Raw genomic sequence first — 21,066 nt, forward strand, 5'->3', positions numbered from 1 at the left:
CATCGCCGTAACGATCAGCACGGGTGCTGTTCTCGCTGTCCTTCGCGCCCGGTGGCCGCTGTGGATCGTGTGGTTCGGGATCGTCGGATTCATCGCTCAGGGCCGCATCCGGGCACCCGATAGGCCACACGTCTACCTGCCGCGCACGCCGGGCCCGGCTCGGATGCCCGTAAGCGCTCCGTCTAGGTTGCCTGGAGGCGGGGTGCTTTCGGTGTCGCAGACGTCAGTCGGCTTCGGGGACGACCGACCGCGCAGGAACCGAACCGGTTCGGGACAACCTGGTCGGCGTCAAGTTCACCTGGAGAAGTTCACTCGTCGTCGGGGGGAAGGATGGCGAGCGTCAACATAGTTCAAGCTCGCCCGCGACACGCAAGGCGCCGTCGTCTGGGCGGCGCCAAATGCCCACGCACCGCGCCGGGTAGATTCCGCGAGAACGAGACTTCCTGCTCAGTTTTTGCCTAACGAGATTAGCTGCGCGACAAGGGGCTTGACCCTACCCGCAGCTACCGCCCGCTGCTGCGATGTGATTCAATCCACAGTATCGCCGCCATCCCCTGCGCGGCGATACAGGCCCCGTCGGCGTCCCCTGCATCAGCCGACGGGGCCCGTTTCTCCCCAATGGGGCTACCGCGAGAAGGTCAATCCTGTCACGATTGGCCACGGGTCCAGTACGCCGAGCATGCAGGGGATGTTCGGTAGTACTGGGCCTATCCCACGTCATCGGCGCAGCGGCCCTGTCAATCTTCCTCGGTCTTCAGATCACGCGGACATCTGCGATCCGATACCACTTGGTGGTGGTCAAGGGGTCGGCTACGGCGAAACGCGAGTTTTATCGGCGACTGGAACCGGGACTGACCGAGGTAGGTTTCCAGGCCGTGGTCGACCGAACAGACCTGGATGCGCAGGTCGAGGCGAACAAGCTGATGTTCTCCGAGGGCCGCCGTACGGCGGCCTAAAGTGTGTATCGGCTGGTATGGTCCTCCCCTTTCGAAAGGGTCGAAAGGGTGTTACGTCTTCTTTCGAAGCGGAGGGGTGAAGACATGACGCAGGCGTTGGAGCAGCGCACGTATCTCCCGGAGCCCGAGGAAGGTGACCGGCTCGCCGACGTGATCAGCTTCCTCGACGCGCACGAACGCCGCTTCGGTGACCGGGTGGAACCGCGGTACCTGCTCGTCGGCGCGGACGAGGGGACCAGGTGCCCTTGCCGACCGAGGTGCACGCGATCCTCAAACAGGTGGTCTCGGCGCTGCAGGCCGGACGAGCGGTCACCGTCGCTCTGCACACCACGAAACTGACCACCCAGCAGGCAGCCGATCTGCTGGGAGTGACCCGACCGACCGTCAAACGGCTGATCTCGGTGGGGGAGCTGCTGCCGGCAGAGAAGGTCGGTACCCGGCACCGGCTGGTGCTGCGTGATGTCCTCGACTACCAGCAGCGGCGCCGCGCGCAGCAGTACGAAGCGTTGGCTGCCACGTCCGTGGCCCTCGTCGACGAAGACGATCCCGAGGCGGTCACCGAGCAATTGAAAGCTGCCCGTAAGGCCGTGGCGGCGCATCGGCGGGCCCGCAGCACGACCGCGTAGCCGCGGCGGCGCGTCTCGTCGCCGAGGCTCGTTACACTGCGCGGAGGTTCGCTGCTGTTCTCGACACGTCCGTGCTGTGGCTCAGCCGACAACGCGACTTCCTGTTGTTCTTGGCGATCGCGGGTCTGTATCGGCCGTTGTGGTCGGACGCGATCGTGGAAGAGCTCGAGCACCACGAGGCGGCCAAGCTCGAGGGTCGCGGAAGCGGTGCCGCGACTGCGGCTGCTGCCGCGGCCCGTCCGGTGGGGCGGATGCGCGCAGCCTTCGAAGATGCGGTGGTGACTGGATGGGAGCCGCTGGACGTTCCTACGGTCCGCCCGATCCCGACGACGAGCATGTGGTGGCGGCCGCGGTTGTCGGTGGGGCGGGTGTCATCGTCACATGCAACTTCAGAGATTTCCCGGAAAATCTTGTGCCGAAGCATATTCAGGTCGTGTCTCCTGCCCATTTTGCCGCCGATACCGTCGCGGTGTCGCCGCTGGTGGCGCGGCAGGCGGTGGAGACGATGGCCGAGCGTCTGGGGAACCCACCGATGAGTGTCGAGGAGGTTTTGGCGCTGCTGGTGGACCGCTACGAGATGAATGATGCGGTGGCTCTGCTACGCGAGGTGTGAAGAACAGTTCCCGTCCGTGACGGGATGAAGATGATACCGGCGGTCGATTGCGGTAGCTTCAAGCCTTGTGCCCCATGTCGGGGTCCGCGTGTCCAGGGAGGGCGAGTACCCACATGTTGGCACCGGCGATCACGGCGAACGGCGTCGTGAACGGGAGGGTCTCGAGTGCGGACAGTAACGGTGTGCAGCTGTCGGGGTCCTGTTGCCGAATGCCGCCGGTGATCGCTTCGGTGACACCGGCGTAGGTGAGCGCGCCAGCAGCCAGCAGTCTCCCTTCGGGTGGGGTTCGGTCGGCATCACTTGCGCAGAGGCAACGTCCCGCAAGCATCGAACTCGTCCGGCGCTCCGGCGAAGTCTCAAATATGCTGTGTACTTACTGCTCGTTAACGGGATGCGATGAGGTAGGAAGAGTAGTCACACCTGGATAGCCCGCACTGTGAGCAGGAGTCCGGACTCCACATGCTCGTCATAGCTGATTCTCAGCTGGTGGCCATTCGGTGCGGTGGCTGTGTACACCTGCTCGCTGCGTTCGAGGTTCGGTCTGCGTACCTCTTCGCGGAACGGGCCGTCGTCGATACTCACGTTCCATCGGTAAAGCTCCTGGCTCCGGACCGCTCCAGCAAGGCATCTCGCGTGGCGTATGACGCGGTACGCACCATGACAGTTCCGGAAGAGTCCGGGAAGCTCGAGTGCCATTCGCAGGAGACGACATTGTCGTCGCCGGACAGATGCAGTCCCAGCTCGGACGCGAAGGGGAGAGCGGAGTCGCAAGGGTCGTTAGGAAACACCCGAGGAATGGTGGACGCATCTGTGATGAGGAGGGCAACCACTGTCGCCCCCCAGGTGAGCCACAACCGCACGTTGCGGATCGGAGCCGCGAGCTTCAACCGATCGCACATCCATCACATCGTACGGACAGTCAAACACCATGAATCGGGCCGAGACCGCAGGAATGAGCCCGGATGCCATGGCGACCGACTGGACGAGGCCCCAGAGAGGGTACCCATCAAGTGGTGGATGGCAGTGAATGGTCTCAGGTACCCCGGCATCAAGAACCGCTCAGACCAATAGCTCTTATCCGAATAATGGACTTCCACCAGCAAGCGGACAACACCCACGTCCGAGTTCGCCGGCCGGGGGCCGGATCTCCCGGGGTGGGCGGTGGGGCCAGTGCCTCGAGGAGCAACGGAGATCGATCGTCACCGGCGGGTTTATCGTTCGCGGATGATCATTACCGGGGGATGGGCCGGGCGATGTCGGCGCCGAGGACGGTGGTGTGCTGTCGCTTCCTCCGATGCGGCAGCAGGGGCGCACCGCCATCCTCGAGTGGCGCGGGCCGGTTGGATCTGTTGTTCCGGGATCTGTCTCCGACTGCTCGCCCGCGTGGCTCTGTCTGTCCCAGGCCAGGCGCCCTGTTACGACACGGGTTCGTGCTCGTGCTCGTGCTCGAGCCCGAGCCAGGATCCGGGTGCGAAGGCCTCGAAATGCACCGATTCTGGGGGCAGGCCCGCGTTGATCAGCCGGGTACGGATCGAGCGCATGAAGTCCACTGGGCCGCACACGTAGGTGTGCGCGTGTGCCGGCAGTGAGATTCCGGTGAGCGGGTTGCGGCCGTCGTCGTGGATGCTGTCGAACTCTGTGTAGCGCAGGTGCACCTGTGCGTGGGGCAGCATTGCCACCAGCTCGCTGAACTCGACGCGCCGTACGTGTTCGTATGCGGAGCTTTCCACGTGCACGATGGTCACCTGCCGACCGGAGTTCTGTGCGACGAGGTGTTGCAGCGCCGCCATGGTGTTGGTGATCCCGATCCCTGCCGAGACGAGCAGCAGCGGCGCGTTGCCACTGTCGATCACGACACTGCCGAAGGGATGCGAGACGGTCAGCTGGTGACCGGCCTCGACCTGGTCCACGAGAATCGGCGACACGAGCCCACCGGGCACGCGTTTGACCGACAGGGCCCACTCACCGCGGTGGAGGCCGCGGGTCAAGGTGTACTGCCGGATCTGCTCGGTGCCGTCGACGAACGGTACCCGCACCGAGATGTAGTGGCCGGGCAGATACACCGGGAAGGGCCGCTCGTCGGCGGGTCGAAGGGACAGTGTCGCGGCATGGGCGCCGTCGTATTCGCGGGCGGTTACGACGGCGGGCCGCCACACCTGCCCGGGGGCGAGCCCGGCGTGCTGGTACAGGCGCGCTTCCTGCTCGACCAGTGAGTTGGCCATCAGCGTGTACACCTCGTGCCACGCGGTGGCCACCTCGGTGGTGAGGCCGTCGCCGAGCACCTCGGCGAGGGCGGCGAACAGATGTTCGCGCACGATCTCGTACAGGCCGGCCGTCACGCCCAGCGATGCGTGTTTGGCGGCGATGCGGGCCATGATCGCGTCGATGTCGGTGCTTTGGTGGGTCACGAGCAGGCTCGCGAACGCAGCGATGGAACTGGCCAGTGCCTGCTGTTGGGTGTGGTCGGCCTGATTCGACCGGTTGAACAGGTTCGTGCCGAGCTCGGGGACCGCGGCGAACAGCCTGGCGTAGAACACCTCGGAGATCTCGCCGATGTGGGCCCCGACGACGGGAAGAGTCGTCTCGACGATCGGCCGCGACGTGGATGAAAGAATGGGTCACTCCTCGACTCATACGGACGTCTGCTCGAAACGAGCGGGTATGCAGCAGAACACGCGATCGACCCCCATCCGGTCGTCGCGCCACATCGTACGACAACACCCTCGCATCCGGTCCCGGACTGTGGCCGCCGACGATGACCGCTCAGCAGTTGGGGGCATCCCAGCCACGCGGGCACCGTGGCCACCCGGTCGGTGCAGCGGCCGGACTGGCGGTGCTGTGCCTGGGTGGCCACTGCCGCAGAGGAACTGGTGTCCACATCCGCGGGGACGCCCGTCGTTCTCGACATACCACCGTCGCGGGACGCGATGCCACTCCGGGGCGCAGTGATTCGAGGGTGGCAATCCTCATTCGGCGCTGGCTCATGCTGTCGAAGGCCGGCACTGGCAGCAGGCCCTGCGGATCATGGACGAGCATTTGACGGAGCTGTACATTGGCGGGTTTCTCGACACCCTCGGCAACGCGCTTGGTCGAACGCATCCCCACCGCGATCGCCGACACGCATCCGACGATCGTGACCATCCGCCGGCGTCACCGGTGCCTGCCGAAACCATCGCGCGCGGTGACGTTGCGGATCGGCGTCCGGTTCACCGAGGCGGCCGCTGTCTGTCCGATCCTGTACCGGTGTTCGAGGACCTCGACGGCCGCGTCCGGCACGCCCCCGCCTTCTATCACCTCCATATCGGCATCCCTACATCCTCGTCGACCGAGCCGATGAGGTGACGACAATGTTCCGTGGTGCACACAGCGTCGGAGTCGGCTCGTTCGTCGAGCGCGATGCCGTACGGAAGCTCGCGTCGGTCGAGCACTGCGCGGCGCCTGCACTGGCGCGCAGGTGTGGATGGATGAGGAACTCCGGCATCTTCCGCGTCCGGGCGAGAGTGACGAGCTGGTGCGCACTGCCGGTCGCGTCGCCGCGGCGCTGGGGCACTCGGCAGGCTCGATGCCGAGGCGGCGCCGGACATTCTCACCGAACTCGGCACTCGCGCCGGCAACAAGGAGTTCTGGGCTTTCGTGCTCTACGAGCATGGACAGTACGCCCTGCTCGCGGGATGTCGGCAGACGCATGGGGGTACCTCGACGCCCAGATTCAGCGCTACCCGGAGCTCCGCGACGGCCTGTCCCTAAACGCTTCGACGCCGTGCGCGCGGACCTGCAATTGGCCTGCGGACATGTCGAGCAGGCAGCACGGCTGGCCGATGGAAGGACCCATCACCGACCGCTCCGGTCCGCGCCCGGATCCGATTGCTGACCGCCGATCCAGCCGGTGCCGAGGAAATCGTCGACCAGCGATGTACCGATCCGGACGGCATCGTTCGTGAGTCGATGGAACTCGCGGTGATCGGCGCTGCGGCAGTCTCCGCGGTCGGGGACCGGCCCCGGGCACAACGCCATCTGAGGCGTGCGGTCGCCTTGTCGCGCCGGTAGGGCATATTGCGACCGTTTACTCTGCCCCGGCGGCGCTGCTGGAGGGGCTGACCACGCCCGGCATGGATGTGACCGTGGACATTTCTCGACTCGCCGTGCAGTCCACGGACTTTCCCGGCTACCAGAGGGTAGTGCAACTGACCCCTCGGGAACTGCTGTCCTGAGGCCCTGATCCACGGGGCACCACAGCGTCGATCGCTGCGGCCGAATTCCTCAGCATCAACACCGTCAAGTCCCAGATGCGTACGCTCTGTCGCAAACTCGGCGTGCACTCACGCAAGGACGCCATCGCTGCCGCCTGTCGGCTGGCTCTCGACGACTCGACCGGCGCGCACATACGAGATCCTGGTTCTCTCGGCAGACGACGTCTCGAAGATGACACTGCACCCCGCACGTGGAAGTTCCGGGGCGCAGGCTCAGTTGCGGCGGAGGGCTGCGATCAGACGCGCGAATCGCTGCCTGTGAAAGTGTGGGCACTTGCACCACGCACAATGCGAGCCGCGAGTGAAGTGTTCATGGGACTGCTTCGAATGGCCGCACCGGCACACCGCATCGTCTTCGGCCATGGTGATGATTGTAGGCGACGTCATGCATAGAACCTGACCCACTCGACAGCCATCGTCGCCGGGAAAGGGGTGGTGTAATCCACTGGGCCCGGCCAGTTGCCGCCGACGGCCACGTTGAGCAACAGGTATGCGGGTGCGTCGAACACCCACTGTTCTGCCGGGGTGAGATCGGCGGCGGTGACAGTGCCGATGATCTGCCGGTCGATTGCCACGGAAATGCTCCCCGGCGCTTTGATCAGGGCGTAGTCGTGGAAGCTGGCCGACAGGTTTGCGCCGATGGTGCCATCGACCGACCGTTCCCATCGTTCGGAGTCGCCGGTGGGGCCGTGCACTCCGGCGTGGTAGCGTGACCCGTCGCCGATGACTTCGAGGATGTCGATTTCTCCGCAGGCGGGCCAGCCGACTTCGTGGATGTTGCTGCCGAGGGTCCAGAATGCGGGATGTAGCCCCTTGCCTGCGGGAACCTTTATTCGAGCTTCGACAACGCCGTAGGTGAATTCGAATCTGTCGCGGGTAACCAGGCGCGCGGACGTGAACCCTGACCATGTGCGCCGAGCTTCGATCAGGAGTCGCCCGTCACCGTCGAGCCTTGAGTTTTCGCGGTTGCTTGTGTAAACCTGCTGTTCGTTGTTGCCCCAACCACCACCCCCGACCTCGTAATCCCAGAATGTGGGGTTGGGTGCAGACCAGGCGGGGCCGTCGAATTCGTCGCTGCCGACGAACGTGTATCCCGGGAAAGTGGGCTGAGTGTTCGCCGGCTGAGCGATCATCACCATCAACGACGCAGCACAAGAGACAGCGAGCAGAAGACGCCAACGTTCGATTCGGATCACGACCCGATTGTTGCCTGTTGCGCCTGCTGTACATCGAAGCGACCTATTCGTGTCGCGGACCGATATACCGGAATACGACGGTGTGCTCGTCGGAGAACCATTCGGTCCACACATCGCTCGCCTGCAGTTGTTCGTCGAATCGGTCGACTGCGCCGGGCGGCAGGTATCCGTAGTAGTGGATGGCGCGTGCGCCCTGCTCGCTGAGGATGATGAACGATTCACTGTCTCGGGCCGCAGCACCGTGCGAGAGTGCATCGAGTTGGCCGGTGTGGGGGAAGTTCTCCATGAACTCGTTCGCGTAGCTGAGCATGGGCTGGTCGAAGTTCTTTTCGACTTCGGCGAACTTGACGTAGTCGGCGCTGACTCGGGTGGGCAGCCCGGCCGGATACAACGACATGATCACCGAGTCTGCCGGCGCTTGGGCGAGCAGACGTTCGGCGAGGGTGACCTGCGAGGGAAACCCGACGATCAGCGACCACAGACCGAAATAGCCCTGTGCACCGGCGACTGCGGCAGTGACGACCGCGATGGTCGCAGTGATGCGGCCGGTGTGCTGCCCGAACCGAGCGGATCCACGATAGGTGATCAGCCGGACCAGCATCGGGGCGATGAGGATCGCCGCTCCCGGTACGGCGTAGAGATACACGCGGAAGATGGCTTCCCCGCCGTAACTCTGGCCGGCCAACAAGGCAAACGAGCTGAAGGCCATGACGGTGGGAATTCTCATCGGTTGGCGACAACGCCACAGAAGTACCGCGCAGACTGCGGCGGCGAGAATGACCGCTGCCGACAGCGATCTGCAGACCGTCGAGGTGAATATCTTACCGACTGTGCCGACGACGGTGACGTTGCTGGTGGCGTTCTCGACGGGATTGAAGCCGGAGAGCAACCCGTACGGGGCAACCGCAGACAACCGCGGAATCAGATACACGAGCAACACCATGAGATACGGAACCGGAATCCACCACGGTGCCTTCTTGAGCAGTGCCAACAGCGTGACCACGCCAAACACCCAGTACGGGGTGAGCTGATGCATGGGCACAAGGGCAACGAACACCGCGATCGATACGATGGCGGCGCTCGGGAACGCGGGCGCGATCACCAGCAGCGCCACCACTCCCAGTGCCAGCACCAGGGCGAGCGACTGCGGAGCGAAATAGTCCTGACCTACCCAGTTGACCAGTTCGGCGATCATCGCGGCAGTCACCGCGGCCATTCGGTCGAAACCCACCAGTAGACAGATGGCGGCCACAAGCACGGCGATCATCAGATGCATTACCGGGGCGAACCAGTGCGCCACCGTCAGGGTGGAAATGTGGGTCAGATCCCCGAACCAGGCGAAAGCCGTGAAGAACGCAGGCCATTGGCCGTAGATGTCGACGTTCTCGGGCGGGAGCTGCTGGTATTGCTGGATGTAGTCGACGACCCCGACATGTTTGTAGGTCCACCCGTAAATCGGCACATCAGTGACAAGTGTGGGGGTTACGCGGCTCACGACGATGACAGCAACCACCGTGACCGCGGTGGTCCCCAACCGGTGCTCCGTCAGCGCGACCACGAAAGCGAAGGCAATACCGGCAAGGCTGATCGCCAGCACCGGCCCGGAACCGAGGAACAACAGCCCGAAGCCGGAGTATCCGTCACTGTCGATCATCGGAAGCGCGCACACCCACAGCACCAGCATTGTGACCGTGAACCAGAGCGGTCCGTTCGTCCGAACCGAACTCGTCGCCGCGATGATCGCCGGCCGCGTCCGCGCAACGCTCATCCCGACAAAGGCGATGAGGTCGACTCCGGCAACATACTGGTGACGCCACGTGGAGGCCAGCACGGTCGCGATGAGCAGCACCAGCAGCGGAATCGGGGGCCATCGGTGCGTCCAGGCGAGTACGGCTGTCGTCGCGGTCACCGCACCCAATCCCACCACGGGGGTGACCGCGATCGCGGCAGCACGCGGCAACCGCAACCACGCCATCAGCGCCCCGCCGGGACCGAGCAGAACGAACGCGGCCAGCGCGACGGCACGGACTCCCGCGGGAAGGGGAACCAACGCCAGCACACCGCAGAACACGGCGCCGGTAGCTACAAGGTCGTAGCCGGCACCGACCGGAGTGAGGTGGATCGGACGGGTATCCGGTTCGAGTCTATGCATCGGTGACTTCGATCCAATCGGTCACCATGGTGACGGGAAATGCGGTGTCCGGTCCTGCCGGCCCCGGCCATCGCCCGCCCACGGCGACGTTGAGCAGCAAGAAGGGTGGTTTGTCGAACACCCACATAGCGTCCGAGGCAAGGTCGGGTCTGCGGAAGGTGTGCACTGTTGGGGTCGAGTGCTCCTCGACGACCGAATGACCGTGTCCGTCGAGTCGGACGTTGGCCGGCTGGGCGGGGTATACCCGTGCCTCGTCGTTACCCCACCCGCCATCTCCGTGCGCGTACCGCCAGGCGGCAGTGTTCGGGGCACTGTCTACCCGCCCGTCGAAGTCGTCGAACAGCAGCACCGACTCGGGTGGTGAGTGTCCTCGGCTCACAACCGAAACCCCCAGAACTGCGGTCGGTGTGAGGCACCCGGTGAGCGCGGCGCCGAGACGGCGATAGCTGGCTGCACGCACGCTAACTGCTCCCCGCAACCGTCTCCGTGCCCCCGAGGTTCTCGGCAGCCGGGGCGGAGGGAAGGCGGTCCAGCAGATACACCCCGAGCACAAAACCGAGAAGCGCACTGTACGCAACCACCCGTTCGATACCTCCGGTCCCCAGACCGAGATCCCAGCTGTAGGTGAAACAGAAGAATCCGGTCAAACCCACGACGGCGATCACCTGAGCCGCGACGCCCGGCCCACGCATCCCGACGCGGACGCCTGCGGTGCCGCACAGCAGCGTGAACAGCGATCCGAACACGAAGAACAGCGTGGCGCCCAGCGAATGCACCGCCCAGATCGTGTTCGACGGCACCGATCCCACGATTGCAACACCGATACCGGCGGCCACCGCGAAGGTCGCGGCCAACGGATACGGACGCAACCTGGCACGCCACAGGATCGCGATCGAGACGTACGCCGCTGACACCACCAGTAGCGACCCGTTGAGCAATGCGGCCATGCTGCTGCACGGTCTTTCGCCCTGCGGCCCGCAGAACGGCACTCCGAGATCGCTGATGAAGTGATACGAGTAGCTGTAGTGCCCCCGCCACGATCCTGCGACGAGAAACTCGACGACCAAGAACTGCAGTGCGGCGAACATCCAGATTCGCGGGGCGCGACGTCGGAGCGCGACGGATGTCGTCATGCTCAGATCCTTTCCTCGGTGTCCACCGGCTTGTCGTTCCAGAGCGTCGAGGGCACCGCGAGGGCTTCGTCGAGGACCGCCTGCACCGTCCCCGGTGCGAAGACGTTGTCGTGGAACGAGGCGGTCACGTCGAGATGTCGTCCTCGGCGCACGATCGTGACGACGATGGATTCCGGGTGGGCCGGTTCGCTGAGGGCGTTGGCGAAGCGCCGATCCGGCGTGGCCGTCCAATCCAGATCCAGCACCGATTCGACCTGACCAAGATCGGAGAAGACCATGTGTGCACATGGACGGGAGGGCACGCTGTGGGCCACCGCAGGTACCCGGCCTCGGGCAACTGCCCGGCGGTACTTGGCGGTGCTGAGTGCCAATGCAACCAGCGGCTGACCCACGGCGAGGGCGTCTGCCATGGCCCGACCCAAGTGATTGATGTCACCGTTGTCTGCGGTTCTCACTCCCATGGCCGAAACGAAGTTCGACAGTACGACCGCGTTGATAGGAAGGTAGCGGCGACAATCGACCAGTACGTCGATGCTCGAGGCAAGCGACAGTCCGTGAGCGCGGGCGGCGCGTTCGACGGCCGCGAACAGGATCGCCGAACTGGACGCATGCGGCGCGTCACGGTCGCGTCGGCGACGCAGTGTATCCAACAGTTCCGGTCCTGCCGAGGCGGTGACGACCGCGGGAGAGCGATGCCACGGCCTCTCGACGGGGTCGGGGCGGTGAGGTGGCGTGGCGCTCGCCAGCCGAGAGGTGACCACGCGCCACAAGGCACCGAGCCGGGAAGGACATGTCACTGCCGCACGGAATGCAGCGCGAGAGGCCGGGGCCCGCAGTGATCGGCTCGACGCCCATGCGGGAGGGCTCGTGTCTGTGGCCGGGCGTGCCAGGTGACTGTGCAGCAGTAGCGCCAGACGGCCGTCTCCGAGTCCATGACACAGATCGACGAAGAGGTATTCGCCCGCAAGGACGATGCGCAACGGTATTGCCGAGTCGATGGTTCGGGCCAACTCCACCAGTTTCTGCGGCACTGTCTCGTAGGTGCACGGCTCGACAACCTCGACGACGGGTGCGAAGCGCACCGGGTCGTAGCGCCAGCGCGAGTTCGCCGGGTCGGGAACGAAGCCGAGTGGCGTGCGGCCGGCGCTTGCGTGGATCAAACGGGCTGCGGTAGCAGTGATGTGTTCGGCCGACGGAAGGCGCGCGGGCCCGAGCACAGTGATTATCCTGCCGTCGCTGCGCATTCGGTCGCGTGCGCTGATTTCATGCCTGAACATGCTTCACCTTCCATCGGGGCTGTTGCTGTGGGTACTTGGCGGCCAGCCATTGTTCCCACCGGGCTCGATTGCGCAGACGGCTGAGCCAGGAGATCAACGGTCCGATCAGGATGACGGCGGTGCCGAGTTCGGCCACCAGATACGCCCAACCCACGCCCGCCACGCCGATCGCGTCGGTGAGGACAATGCTGCCGACGATGATGACGACCGTGGAGATGCACTGGGTTGTTACGGCCAACGTCATCCGCCGATACACACGGGCCAGGCCGGAGTAGACGGCTCCGACCACCGACAGGGGAACGAACGCGGAGGCCAGATACAGAATCGGACTTCCGTTCTCGCGGTAGGAATCTCCGACGAGTCCAAGGGCCAGGGGGCCGGCGGCGGCCATGCCCACCCCCCCGACTACGGCAAGGGCGGTAACGGTCCGGACGAACCGTCCGGAGAGCGCGACGACCTTGTCCGGATGAGCGGCTGCTTCCGCGACGAACGGGCCGACCATCAGGTGGACCATGATGAACAGCCCGCTGACGAGAGACCATGCCACGGCGAAGTACGCGTTGGCTTCCGCGCCGATCCGGGACACCACGACGAGCGGCACCACCAGCGGTGCCAACGATCCTAGTGCCGAAATCCCGTACGACGAAAAGAAATAGGCCTTCAACTCTCGACGCGGCGGCAGTGCCGGGTCCCGCGCGTATCGCGGATCGGCGACGACCTTTGCGCGCATGGCGAGGAGCACTGTCAACGCCGCGACCGCAGCGGTCGCACCCCAGGATGCCAGGATGGCCAGTGCCGATCCGGTCCAAGCCAACGCGATCACTGCCGCCAGTTTCGCTGCGGCATGGGCGGTGTTCTTCCACGCGGCCCAGCGCGCCACCCCGAGCCCGGACACGGTCTGGTCCTGCAGGGCGAACACCGCCAGCGTTACGACCAGCGCCGGGTAGGCGAGCATCAACGTGTCGCTCTCGAACAGCGTGTCTCGTGGACCGAGAACGATCAGACCGACGGCCAGTAGCAGCGCGAACGCGGTCACGAGGGCGAACCCCTGGGCCAGCAGTCTGCCCGCCCGGTTTCCGCAGACTGGCAGAAACCGTTCGTACATCGCCCCCAGACTCAGATTCGACAGGGTGGAGAGCATGATGGCGCTCGAGATCAATGCCGATGCGATGCCGACCTGGTCGGCGGGGAACAGACGCGCTGTCGCCGCCCAGAAGACCAGTCCCAGCAGGCCGGTGATCGCGCTCGACGCCATCAATGCCAGCGAGTTCAGTCGGAGGTTACGCCCGGGTGTCGGAAGAGCAGGTGCGGCGCGGTGTCGGCCACCGGTGCCGGCCCGATGCCGGGGCTTGCTCTGCGGGCGGTGCGTCGACGTCATCGTGACTCGGCCTGCACCTCGGCTCGGATGCCGACGGTCTGCACTATTCGGGCGATCAGATCCTGGCCGACCTGTTCACGCAGGCCGGTGCTGTAGAGCGAATGGTCACCCGCGGGGTAGGTGCGGATTTCCCCGGTCCAACCACGGCGCCGCAATCGATCCACCGACTCAGTGCCGTGGTTGTCGACGAAGGCTGCGTAGTCGTCGGGAGACAGCAGCACGGTGGTATCCACCCCGCGCCGGTGCAGTGCCGACAGGAGAACCTCCGGCACCTGCAGCAGACCTCGACGCGCCAGCCACATCCAGCCGGGGTACGGCACCGCAACACGCAGAGCGGCTTTCACGGTGTCCGCGTGGCGGTGCAGCACTCGCCACACCATGGCGGTCACCGTGGAGTGGTCCGTCGATGCAGCCAGCGTTGCCTGCCGGACCGCCACGCGGCGTACCAATGCCCAGTCGAGCATATTGATCATCACGACGCTGCGCGTCTCGTGGTGCAGTGCAGCGTAGGCCGCGTGCCATCCGCCCGAGCACATGCCCACGTGCACGGCCGGCCCGGTGTGCGCAGCCACCTCCGCGACCGCGAGCGCGTCCTCCTTCGATTCGTCGGTATAGAGGGTGGTGTGTTCCCCGTCGGGGACGATGCCGGTGTCTCCCGCGCCTCGACGGTCGAATCGGACCGAGTCGACCCCGTACCGGGCCAGTGTGCGTGCGGTGTCGACCCACAACCGGACCGGGCCGATGCGGTGCTCGGCGGCCGTTGCGTGCAGCACCAGGGTTGGGCGCGGTGTGAAGGTCGAGGAATGCGTGTCGATTGCCGACTGGGTTCGGATTGCGAACAACCGGTGTGGTCCGATCCGGCAGAACGTTTCGACGACAGCGGTGCCGTCGTCGGCATGTCCGACGACCGCTGAGTCGCGAAGCTGCAGAGCGGGGACGCACCATCGCCGACCGTGATGTGCAGACACCCAGGTAGCGATGGTGTCGAGATCGGCGAACGGAATGCGGACCGCGAAATCCGTCGGCTCGAGGAAGAGGTCGTACTCGTGCACCACGACATGCTCGGCGTCCCACTCGCCGATGACGTGCTGGACATCCGCACGGCCGATCTCGGTGTCACGAACGCCCATGAGCACCGGGAATGGCTGCGTCCGCCGTATCCGTCGCATGTCGAGGTCCGAAAGGGCGTGCGCGGCGTCCGGGTGCAGCACTGCACCGACGATGCTGACGCGGCCGTCTCCTGTCTCCTCGCTCACGGCGAGCCGGTACAAGGAGCCCGATCTGCGCAGATATCCGCGTCCGTGCACCACCGGATCCCACAGCACCATCGAGTGCACCGGTCCGCAGGCCGCGGCCGCTCGGGCAGCGAGGAGCGCGCCCACCCGCAGCCCGAGCAGGGTGATCTCCTCGATGCCGGCGGCGCGTACGTATTCGACGGCGGCGACGATGCTGTCGAGCCAGCCGGTCACGGCAGCGGGATCGTCCTGCTCTCCAGCGGAGTCGCCCGTGCCGCGGTAGTCGAAGCGCACCACGAGCAAACCCTTGGTGGCGAACTTCTGCGCGAGCGCCACCAGCGCGCGATACGCGTCGACGTGTTCCTTGCCGATCGGTGGGCACACCACCACCGCGCCGCGGCAGAGCCCACCGGCCGGGGTGTCGATCACCGCGCTCAGGGGGGTCCGCTCGGGCCCGAGCCAGGTTGCATGGCGGACGGACGGACTGTCGAAGGCCGCGGTGAGTCGGTGGCCGAGATCGTTCACCGGAGACTCTGCAACGGCGTGGCCGAACGACCTTGCCGCCGAGCACGCGCGTACGCTGCGGGCCCACGGAGAATCGACAACAGTTCGATGGTCCCGACCCCGGGAGGCAGCAGCGGGGACAGTTCGGCCTTCGGTCGAGCATCGCGCGACATGCGGCGAGACAGGGCGAGGAAGGTTCGAGCGTTGACGATCGTCGTGTGCACCGCCCGCCTGGCCGTGCGCCGGTCGAGCGCGATCTTCGTCAGCCACGCGCCGAGCCCGAGGCCATACCCCCGCGACTGCGCTGCAAGGGCGGAGTTCTCGTCGCGATGCCGATGCCAGACGACGGCGCTGGGTTGGTAGCGCAGCCGATGCCCGGCATCCAGGACACGGAAGAACATGTCGAGGTCCTCGCCGCCTGCGGTGGGTGAGCCCGCGCCGAGGCCCTCGTCGAAGCCGCCGAGTCGGGTGATCGTCCTACGGTCGACCGCGAAGTTGGCGCCCGTACCGAAGATTCCCACCTGAAAAGGAAACAGCGGGACGTCCTCTGGCGGGCTGTCCATCGAATAGGTGCGGTCTCGGCACGAGCGAGCCCAGCCAACGCGCTGGTCGAAATACATCTGTGCGGGGGTGCGCAACTCACCGCTGGGCACGATGCCGCATACGCATGCGACATCGTCGGCGGCGTCGAATCCTGCCACCAGTTCGGTGAGCCAGTTCGGGTCGACGACCACGTCGTCGTCGGTGAAGGCGACGATATCGCTGTCGGTGGACATCAGGCCGCGGTTGCGGGCGCGCGACAGACCCGGTGCCGGTTCGGTCACCACACGCACCCGCGAATCAGCGAGATCGGTGACGCATTGCAGGGTGGCGTCCGTACTCGGAGCGTTGTCCACCACCACGACGTCGAACCGAGGGTGGCTGCCCGTAAGGATCGACCGCAGGGCGACCTCGAGCATCTCTGCACGATCGCGAGTGCACACGACCACCGTGACGGATCTCAGGCCCGGTTCGTCGCCCGTTCGAGGGGACGGTGCGGAGGACAACGGCTCTGCGGAGAGATCGGCCAGCGCACGGTGGAGGACGATGGGATCGAGCACGCCGTCGGTGATGGGGACCTCGGCGAAGCCGAGGAGTCGACGACCGTCACGCACGAGCAGCCGCGCCCACGAGTAGCCCTCCGAGCCTTCGAGGCAGTAGCGGGTCTCTGGGGGCCGGTGGTAGTCGAGCTCGCCGACCCAGCGGGCCTCCGGCCATGTTGGCGCGACAGCGCCGGGAAGTACCGGGGACAGCGTGATTTCGGTTTCGGCAGGGTTCATTTCGTGACCTTGGCCAGGGTGAGGCAGCCACGGACGTACCCGACGGCGGTGACAGCGAGGCCCGCGCACACGGCTGCGGCTCGCGTCACACCGCCGTCTCGCGGCGACAACAGACCGCGCAGCACCGCGCGGGGCAGCGTGTGCAGAGTGTAGGAACGTTCACTGCTCAGCGCATCGCGAGGGCCGACCGTGCCGCTGATGACGGCCTTCGACGTGCCTTCGTGGTAGCAGCGGGACAGGAAGTAGCGGAACGTGGTTCGCTCCGGGGAGACAGCGTGTGTCACCCGCATGCCGGGGTCGAGCAGCAACACGGCGTCGCTGCGGTGCTGGGCGATCCGGATGCACAGTTCGGTTTCCTCGCATCCGGTCGGCAGTGTCCCAACCCGGCCGATGCCGAGTGCGAATCCATCCGAGGCTTCAAGCGCCTCGCGCCGGAACGCCATTGAGCAGCCGAGGAAGTTGCGTACCGGCGCAACCGTATCCGGCTGACCGACATAACTGCACCCGACCACCCAATCGAACTCGGCAGGAAACCACGAAGGCCGTGTGTGCGGCCACGACGGCCGAGCATGGCCGCCGACTCCGAGCACGTTCGGATCGGCGAAGTGCGCGGCCGACACGCGGTACCAGCTCGGGTCGGCGCAGGCGTCGTCGTCGAGAAAGGCGACTACGGAACCACCGGCGGCCTCGATCCCGGTGTTGCGGGCGCCGGAGAGACCCCGCTCGTACCGATTGGTCAGGACCCGCACCCTCGGATCGGACTCGAAATGTCGGGCGGCGGTGCGTTCGAGTTCCTCGCAGTGATCGATGACGACGAGAATCTCGTGCACCGGCGCATCTTGGTGACGGATCGACTCGACAGCCCGGCACAATGAAGGCCAGCGTTTCATCGTATAGGCGCAGATCACCACCGAGTACGTGATCGGTACCCGGACGGGCCGGTACCCGGTGCTCTCGACCGAGGTCATCGGGACACCGCCGGAGATGTCGCAGTCGGTGTGGAAGAACGTCCGGCGCGCGCTTCCTTGCCGATCGTCCGTAGCACCCGTAGTCCGTCCCGGACAGCATTCAGGTTGCTCCGGCCGTGAATGCGATCGTGTTCGAAGCTCGGCACTTCCGCGATGGTCAGCCCTGCCTTTGCGACGCGCACGTTGATCAGTGTTTCGATCTCGAACCCGTCGCCCCACTGGGCTGCGGGTGCGTCGACGTCCGGAAGACCCATCACCGGCACATGATGACGCCAGAATGCGTTGTAGCCGTAGCACAGATCGCTGAAGGAGGATCTGAAGGTCCAGTTGACCAGGGTGTTGAGAACCTTGTTGCCGGCCTTGCGGAGCACGGTGATGTCCGAGCTTCCGCCGTCGGCGACGAACCGTGAGCCCTTCGCGTAGTCCGCGCCCTCAACCAATGCGTCGACGAACGCAGGTATTTCGGTGGGATCGGTCGACCCGTCGGCATCGATCATCACGATGATGGCGCAGGTCGCTTCACGAAATCCGCACGCCAACGCGTTGCCTTTTCCACGACGGGTCTGGGTCAGGATCTTGGCCTCGGGCCACAGCAAGCGGGCGACCTCGATCGAGTTGTCCACCGAATGCCCGTCCACGTAAATGATTTCATCGATCCCGTCCGGGATCTGTTCCGCCACGTGCGGGAGGTTCTTCGCCTCGTTCATTGCCGGGATCACCAGGCTAACGGTGGGGCGGGAACTTGCACCCTCGGTGGTACCGATGTCGGACCGGAGGACGTCCGGGTCGGTGGGTACGACTTGCGACGCAGGAATCACGGCGTCCACGATGGCGGGCAGTTGCGGTGTCATACGGATGGTCCTTCGTCTCGAGGCAGGTCGTTCGGCGTGATGAGCACGGTGACATCACTACTGAGACAGCGGATGCGGCCGCTGGGGGCGTGCGGTTGTCGCCGTAGCATTTCGGCCCAGGCGTCGATGTAACAATTCGTCCCCGGCCAGATGCGCTCACCGGTGTGGATGAGATGCGGTCGGTGTTGGTCGGGCCGGAGGGCGATCACAGGCGGCGCAGCGTTCACAGCGACAACCGCTTCCGAACCGCTTCGGGCCAGCGTGCGAAATCGAGCCCGTGGGTCCGCAGCAAACCCAGGGCAAGGCGCTCGAGGCCGAAGCCGACGCAGGCGCTGTGCGCGACTGCGCCGTCCGCCGTGGTGATGGCGAACGCTTCACCGAAGTGCTCTCGGTGGCAATTGCCAGAGACGACGGCGGTACCGTCGTCCAGATCGCCGTACAAGCGCACCACCAACTCGACCTTCAGGCCGTCGTCACGTTGGTTGACCGCCAGCAGCCGGCCCACCCGGCCGAAGAACGGATCGTTCGCCCCCGCGGTCTCGAACGGCAACCGCAGATCGGTCAGCGCCCCCTGGGCGCGGGCGATCCATTCGTCCCGATGCTGTTCGGTGACGTCGGGATCACCGATCCTCACGAATTCACGCATCCGGAACGACTGCATGCGCGCCGGGTCCACGGAAGGCTCGTGGCGGAAGCAGTACCCGTGCACATCGACGACCGCGCCCGGGTTGTTCACGGTGCCGGCATAAAGCGGATATACCGGATGGCACGCTGCCGGAACCAAGACGGTCTGCGCCGGATCGAACCACCCATCCCAGTCCCGCCCTTCGGCCCGGGCGGCCAGCAGCTCCCGGTGGTCGGCTGTATCACCGGTGAACGTTTGCACGGTGCCGGCTAGATGTGGGAACGAGGAGATGTATTCGGTCGCTTCAAACGTCTGCCGTGCGAACACCGGCGGGAACCGCAGCACCCGGGCATTGGTGGGACGCATCGAGGTCAACAGGCCGTCGAGTCCGTCGACGATCGCTTCGAATCCCGCCGCCCGGCCGTACACACCGGCCACACCGGTGTCGAAAAGCAACCCGGCGTCGAGGAGCTCTTGCCGAAACTGCTTATGTGCCAGTTCGAGTGGCGTGGGCTCGACGGATGTGGGATCTACAACCGTTGTGGTCACAGCGTTCCTCGATAGGTGAGAGCCAGGTGGGCGGATGCAGCCAGGATGCGGTCGTTGTTGATCATTACCGCGGCTCCGTAGGCGTCTCGCAGATGCCGGCCGAGTGCGTACTCGCTGTCCTCGCGGTAACCTGCGATGCCGCACACGAGCAGCGCTTGTCCGACGATGTCGACGACCATGGTAGATGCGGTGATCTTCAGCGTGTTCGTGGCCAATGCGGCTCGGGGCGGAGCCGCCGACTCCGCGTCACCGGTGTCGAACCGTTCGGCCGACGCTCTCACAGAATCCGCGAATTGTTGGTGGAGCACAGCAATGCTTGCCATGCGTGACGCTCCGAGAGGTAACGTTCCGACATGTTTACGGGCCGCCGAGCGCAGCCAGGCACCGGCTTTGGCCGCCGCGGCATCGGCGATGCCGAGCCACGCCGCCGCCCACAGGGCGTGCGCAGCGGGTGTCATGGTTGCGGCGCTGATATGTGAATACGGTGTCTTCCATACCAGGGTCGCGTCGGTCTCGAGGGTGAGAACGAACCCGGAACTGCACGTTCCGCGTAGACCCATCGTGTCCCATGCACCGGTCTTCGTGAGGGAAAAATCTCCTCTTCGTGCGATCACCAGAACCTGATCGTCGGGGGTGCTGTCCGCCGTGCGGCGGGCGGTGGCCAGCACGGCGTCGGCGTATTCACCATATGAGATCACCGGAGCCTGCTTGGTCAGGCGCACCCGGGCACCGTCGGGTTGAAGCGCACACCCGCTGCGCCCGGTATCGCCCCCGGTGCCGACCTCTGTGGTTGCCGACGCCAGAAGGTAGGCCTTGGAAGCGACCTCGTCGAGGAAATCACTCAGGGCCGGAGTGTCGGCATGCCGTACCAAGGTCTGCAGTTGGCTGTGGTGCATGGCGAACACCAGAGCTGTCGAAGCGCAGTGACGTCCGAGTTCACGTGCTATTGCACACAACTGGGCGAGTGCGAGACCCTGCCCGCCTCGTGCGGTCGGTATCGCGCAGGTGAGCAGGCCGCTGTAGCGCATGGCATCGACGGCTTCGTGAGGGAACCGCGCTCGGCGATCGACGTCGTCTGCCCAGACGGCGGCTACGTCCGTGCCGATCCGCCTGGCGTGATCGACCGGCGTCCACGCACTGTCGTCAGCGGTCGGGTGAAAACGGCTCGTGGTGCTCTCGACGATCATGCGGCACCGATCCGGGCGAGGGTGGCGCCGATCGACGCTATCGACTCGAAAGTACTGCGCCGCAGCAGTTCATCCGGAAACTCCACGCCGAAGACTTCTTCGAGTGCAAGCATCACATTGACGCTCGCGTGAGACGTCAGACCGACCGTGTAGAGGTCGACTCCGGTGTCGAGGGTCATGGCATCGACCGACAAACGACCTTGCTGCGCAAGTACATTGCGGACATCTCGAAGTATGTCGTCCATTG

General features: G+C 65.4%; 21 protein-coding genes. 4 read left to right on the top strand and 17 right to left on the bottom strand.

Features of this window, described 5'->3' with window-relative positions; genetic code table 11:
- The first annotated feature begins 1,195 nt into the window (after positions 1-1,195).
- The gene (locus ACN675_RS09265; protein WP_420750577.1) at positions 1,196-1,582 is read left to right on the top strand and encodes a helix-turn-helix domain-containing protein; all 387 of its coding nucleotides are present in this window, start codon (positions 1,196-1,198) and stop codon (positions 1,580-1,582) included.
- A 286-nt stretch (positions 1,583-1,868) separates the two neighbouring features.
- Positions 1,869-2,195 (top strand): hypothetical protein, encoded by a 327-nt coding sequence (locus ACN675_RS09270; RefSeq protein ID WP_420750578.1) that lies wholly within the window; start codon positions 1,869-1,871, stop codon positions 2,193-2,195.
- A gap of 58 nt (positions 2,196-2,253) precedes the next feature.
- On the opposite strand, the gene ACN675_RS09275 is transcribed toward ACN675_RS09270, so the two are convergent.
- The 3 genes from ACN675_RS09275 to ACN675_RS09285 form a co-directional block, all read right to left on the bottom strand.
- Positions 2,254-2,523 (bottom strand): hypothetical protein, encoded by a 270-nt coding sequence (locus tag ACN675_RS09275; protein ID WP_420750579.1) that lies wholly within the window; start codon positions 2,521-2,523, stop codon positions 2,254-2,256.
- A gap of 86 nt (positions 2,524-2,609) precedes the next feature.
- Entirely contained in the window at positions 2,610-2,777 is a 168-nt protein-coding gene (locus ACN675_RS09280) for a hypothetical protein (RefSeq protein ID WP_420750580.1), read from the bottom strand.
- A gap of 833 nt (positions 2,778-3,610) precedes the next feature.
- Entirely contained in the window at positions 3,611-4,732 is a 1,122-nt protein-coding gene (locus ACN675_RS09285) for a globin domain-containing protein (RefSeq protein WP_420750581.1), read from the bottom strand.
- A gap of 487 nt (positions 4,733-5,219) precedes the next feature.
- Here ACN675_RS09285 and ACN675_RS09290 point away from each other — a divergent pair, with 487 nt between their 5' ends.
- Together ACN675_RS09290 and ACN675_RS09295 are read left to right on the top strand one after the other, a co-directional pair.
- Positions 5,220-5,537 (top strand): hypothetical protein, encoded by a 318-nt coding sequence (locus ACN675_RS09290; RefSeq protein WP_420750582.1) that lies wholly within the window; start codon positions 5,220-5,222, stop codon positions 5,535-5,537.
- Positions 5,538-6,436: 899 nt separating this feature from the next.
- A complete protein-coding gene (locus ACN675_RS09295; RefSeq protein WP_420750605.1) occupies positions 6,437-6,838 on the top strand; it encodes a helix-turn-helix transcriptional regulator in 402 nt (133 codons plus the stop codon).
- Here the strand turns inward: ACN675_RS09295 and ACN675_RS09300 are convergent.
- The 14 genes from ACN675_RS09300 to ACN675_RS09365 all read right to left on the bottom strand — a co-directional run bounded on the left by ACN675_RS09300 (position 6,829) and on the right by ACN675_RS09365 (position 21,064).
- Positions 6,829-7,584, bottom strand: coding sequence for a glycoside hydrolase family 16 protein (locus ACN675_RS09300; RefSeq protein WP_420750606.1), 756 nt, complete (start codon positions 7,582-7,584; stop codon positions 6,829-6,831). The two genes, ACN675_RS09295 and ACN675_RS09300, sit on opposite strands and share 10 nt — an antisense overlap.
- A gap of 100 nt (positions 7,585-7,684) precedes the next feature.
- Entirely contained in the window at positions 7,685-9,793 is a 2,109-nt protein-coding gene (locus tag ACN675_RS09305) for a hypothetical protein (RefSeq protein WP_420750583.1), read from the bottom strand.
- Positions 9,786-10,142: a hypothetical protein gene (locus ACN675_RS09310; protein WP_420750584.1), complete on the bottom strand. Its 357-nt coding sequence runs from the start codon at positions 10,140-10,142 to the stop codon at positions 9,786-9,788. The genes ACN675_RS09305 and ACN675_RS09310 overlap by 8 nt, the downstream gene beginning before the upstream one ends.
- 112 nt (positions 10,143-10,254) lie before the next feature.
- Complete coding sequence (locus ACN675_RS09315) at positions 10,255-10,926, bottom strand: DUF998 domain-containing protein (protein ID WP_420750585.1); 672 nt, start codon at positions 10,924-10,926, stop codon at positions 10,255-10,257.
- A gap of 2 nt (positions 10,927-10,928) precedes the next feature.
- Entirely contained in the window at positions 10,929-12,170 is a 1,242-nt protein-coding gene (locus ACN675_RS09320) for a hypothetical protein (protein WP_420750586.1), read from the bottom strand.
- Between the two features lie 19 nt (positions 12,171-12,189).
- Complete coding sequence (locus ACN675_RS09325) at positions 12,190-13,458, bottom strand: lipopolysaccharide biosynthesis protein (RefSeq protein WP_420750587.1); 1,269 nt, start codon at positions 13,456-13,458, stop codon at positions 12,190-12,192.
- Positions 13,459-13,577: 119 nt separating this feature from the next.
- Positions 13,578-15,341: a serine aminopeptidase domain-containing protein gene (locus tag ACN675_RS09330; protein ID WP_420750588.1), complete on the bottom strand. Its 1,764-nt coding sequence runs from the start codon at positions 15,339-15,341 to the stop codon at positions 13,578-13,580.
- A complete protein-coding gene (locus ACN675_RS09335) occupies positions 15,338-16,639 on the bottom strand; it encodes a glycosyltransferase family 2 protein (protein WP_420750589.1) in 1,302 nt (433 codons plus the stop codon). The genes ACN675_RS09330 and ACN675_RS09335 overlap by 4 nt, the downstream gene beginning before the upstream one ends.
- Positions 16,636-17,607 carry a glycosyltransferase family 2 protein gene (locus tag ACN675_RS09340; protein WP_420750590.1) on the bottom strand — a complete coding sequence of 324 codons (972 nt, stop codon included), beginning with the start codon at positions 17,605-17,607 and terminating at the stop codon, positions 16,636-16,638. Before ACN675_RS09340 ends, ACN675_RS09335 begins: the two co-directional genes overlap by 4 nt.
- Entirely contained in the window at positions 17,604-18,458 is an 855-nt protein-coding gene (locus ACN675_RS09345; RefSeq protein WP_420750591.1) for a glycosyltransferase family 2 protein, read from the bottom strand. The genes ACN675_RS09340 and ACN675_RS09345 overlap by 4 nt, the downstream gene beginning before the upstream one ends.
- Positions 18,455-18,685 (bottom strand): DUF1839 family protein, encoded by a 231-nt coding sequence (locus ACN675_RS09350; RefSeq protein ID WP_420750592.1) that lies wholly within the window; start codon positions 18,683-18,685, stop codon positions 18,455-18,457. The genes ACN675_RS09345 and ACN675_RS09350 overlap by 4 nt, the downstream gene beginning before the upstream one ends.
- On the bottom strand, positions 18,682-19,632 hold the full coding sequence (locus tag ACN675_RS09355; protein WP_420750593.1) for an amino acid--[acyl-carrier-protein] ligase: 951 nt from the start codon (positions 19,630-19,632) through the stop codon (positions 18,682-18,684). The genes ACN675_RS09350 and ACN675_RS09355 overlap by 4 nt, the downstream gene beginning before the upstream one ends.
- Positions 19,629-20,819: an acyl-CoA dehydrogenase family protein gene (locus ACN675_RS09360; RefSeq protein ID WP_420750594.1), complete on the bottom strand. Its 1,191-nt coding sequence runs from the start codon at positions 20,817-20,819 to the stop codon at positions 19,629-19,631. Before ACN675_RS09360 ends, ACN675_RS09355 begins: the two co-directional genes overlap by 4 nt.
- The gene (locus ACN675_RS09365; protein WP_420750595.1) at positions 20,816-21,064 is read right to left on the bottom strand and encodes an acyl carrier protein; all 249 of its coding nucleotides are present in this window, start codon (positions 21,062-21,064) and stop codon (positions 20,816-20,818) included. The genes ACN675_RS09360 and ACN675_RS09365 overlap by 4 nt, the downstream gene beginning before the upstream one ends.
- Between the last annotated feature and the right edge of the window lie 2 nt (positions 21,065-21,066).

The organism is Rhodococcus sp. O3, from assembly GCF_048897285.1.
In the GTDB taxonomy this organism is placed as follows: Bacteria; Actinomycetota; Actinomycetes; order Mycobacteriales; family Mycobacteriaceae; genus Rhodococcus.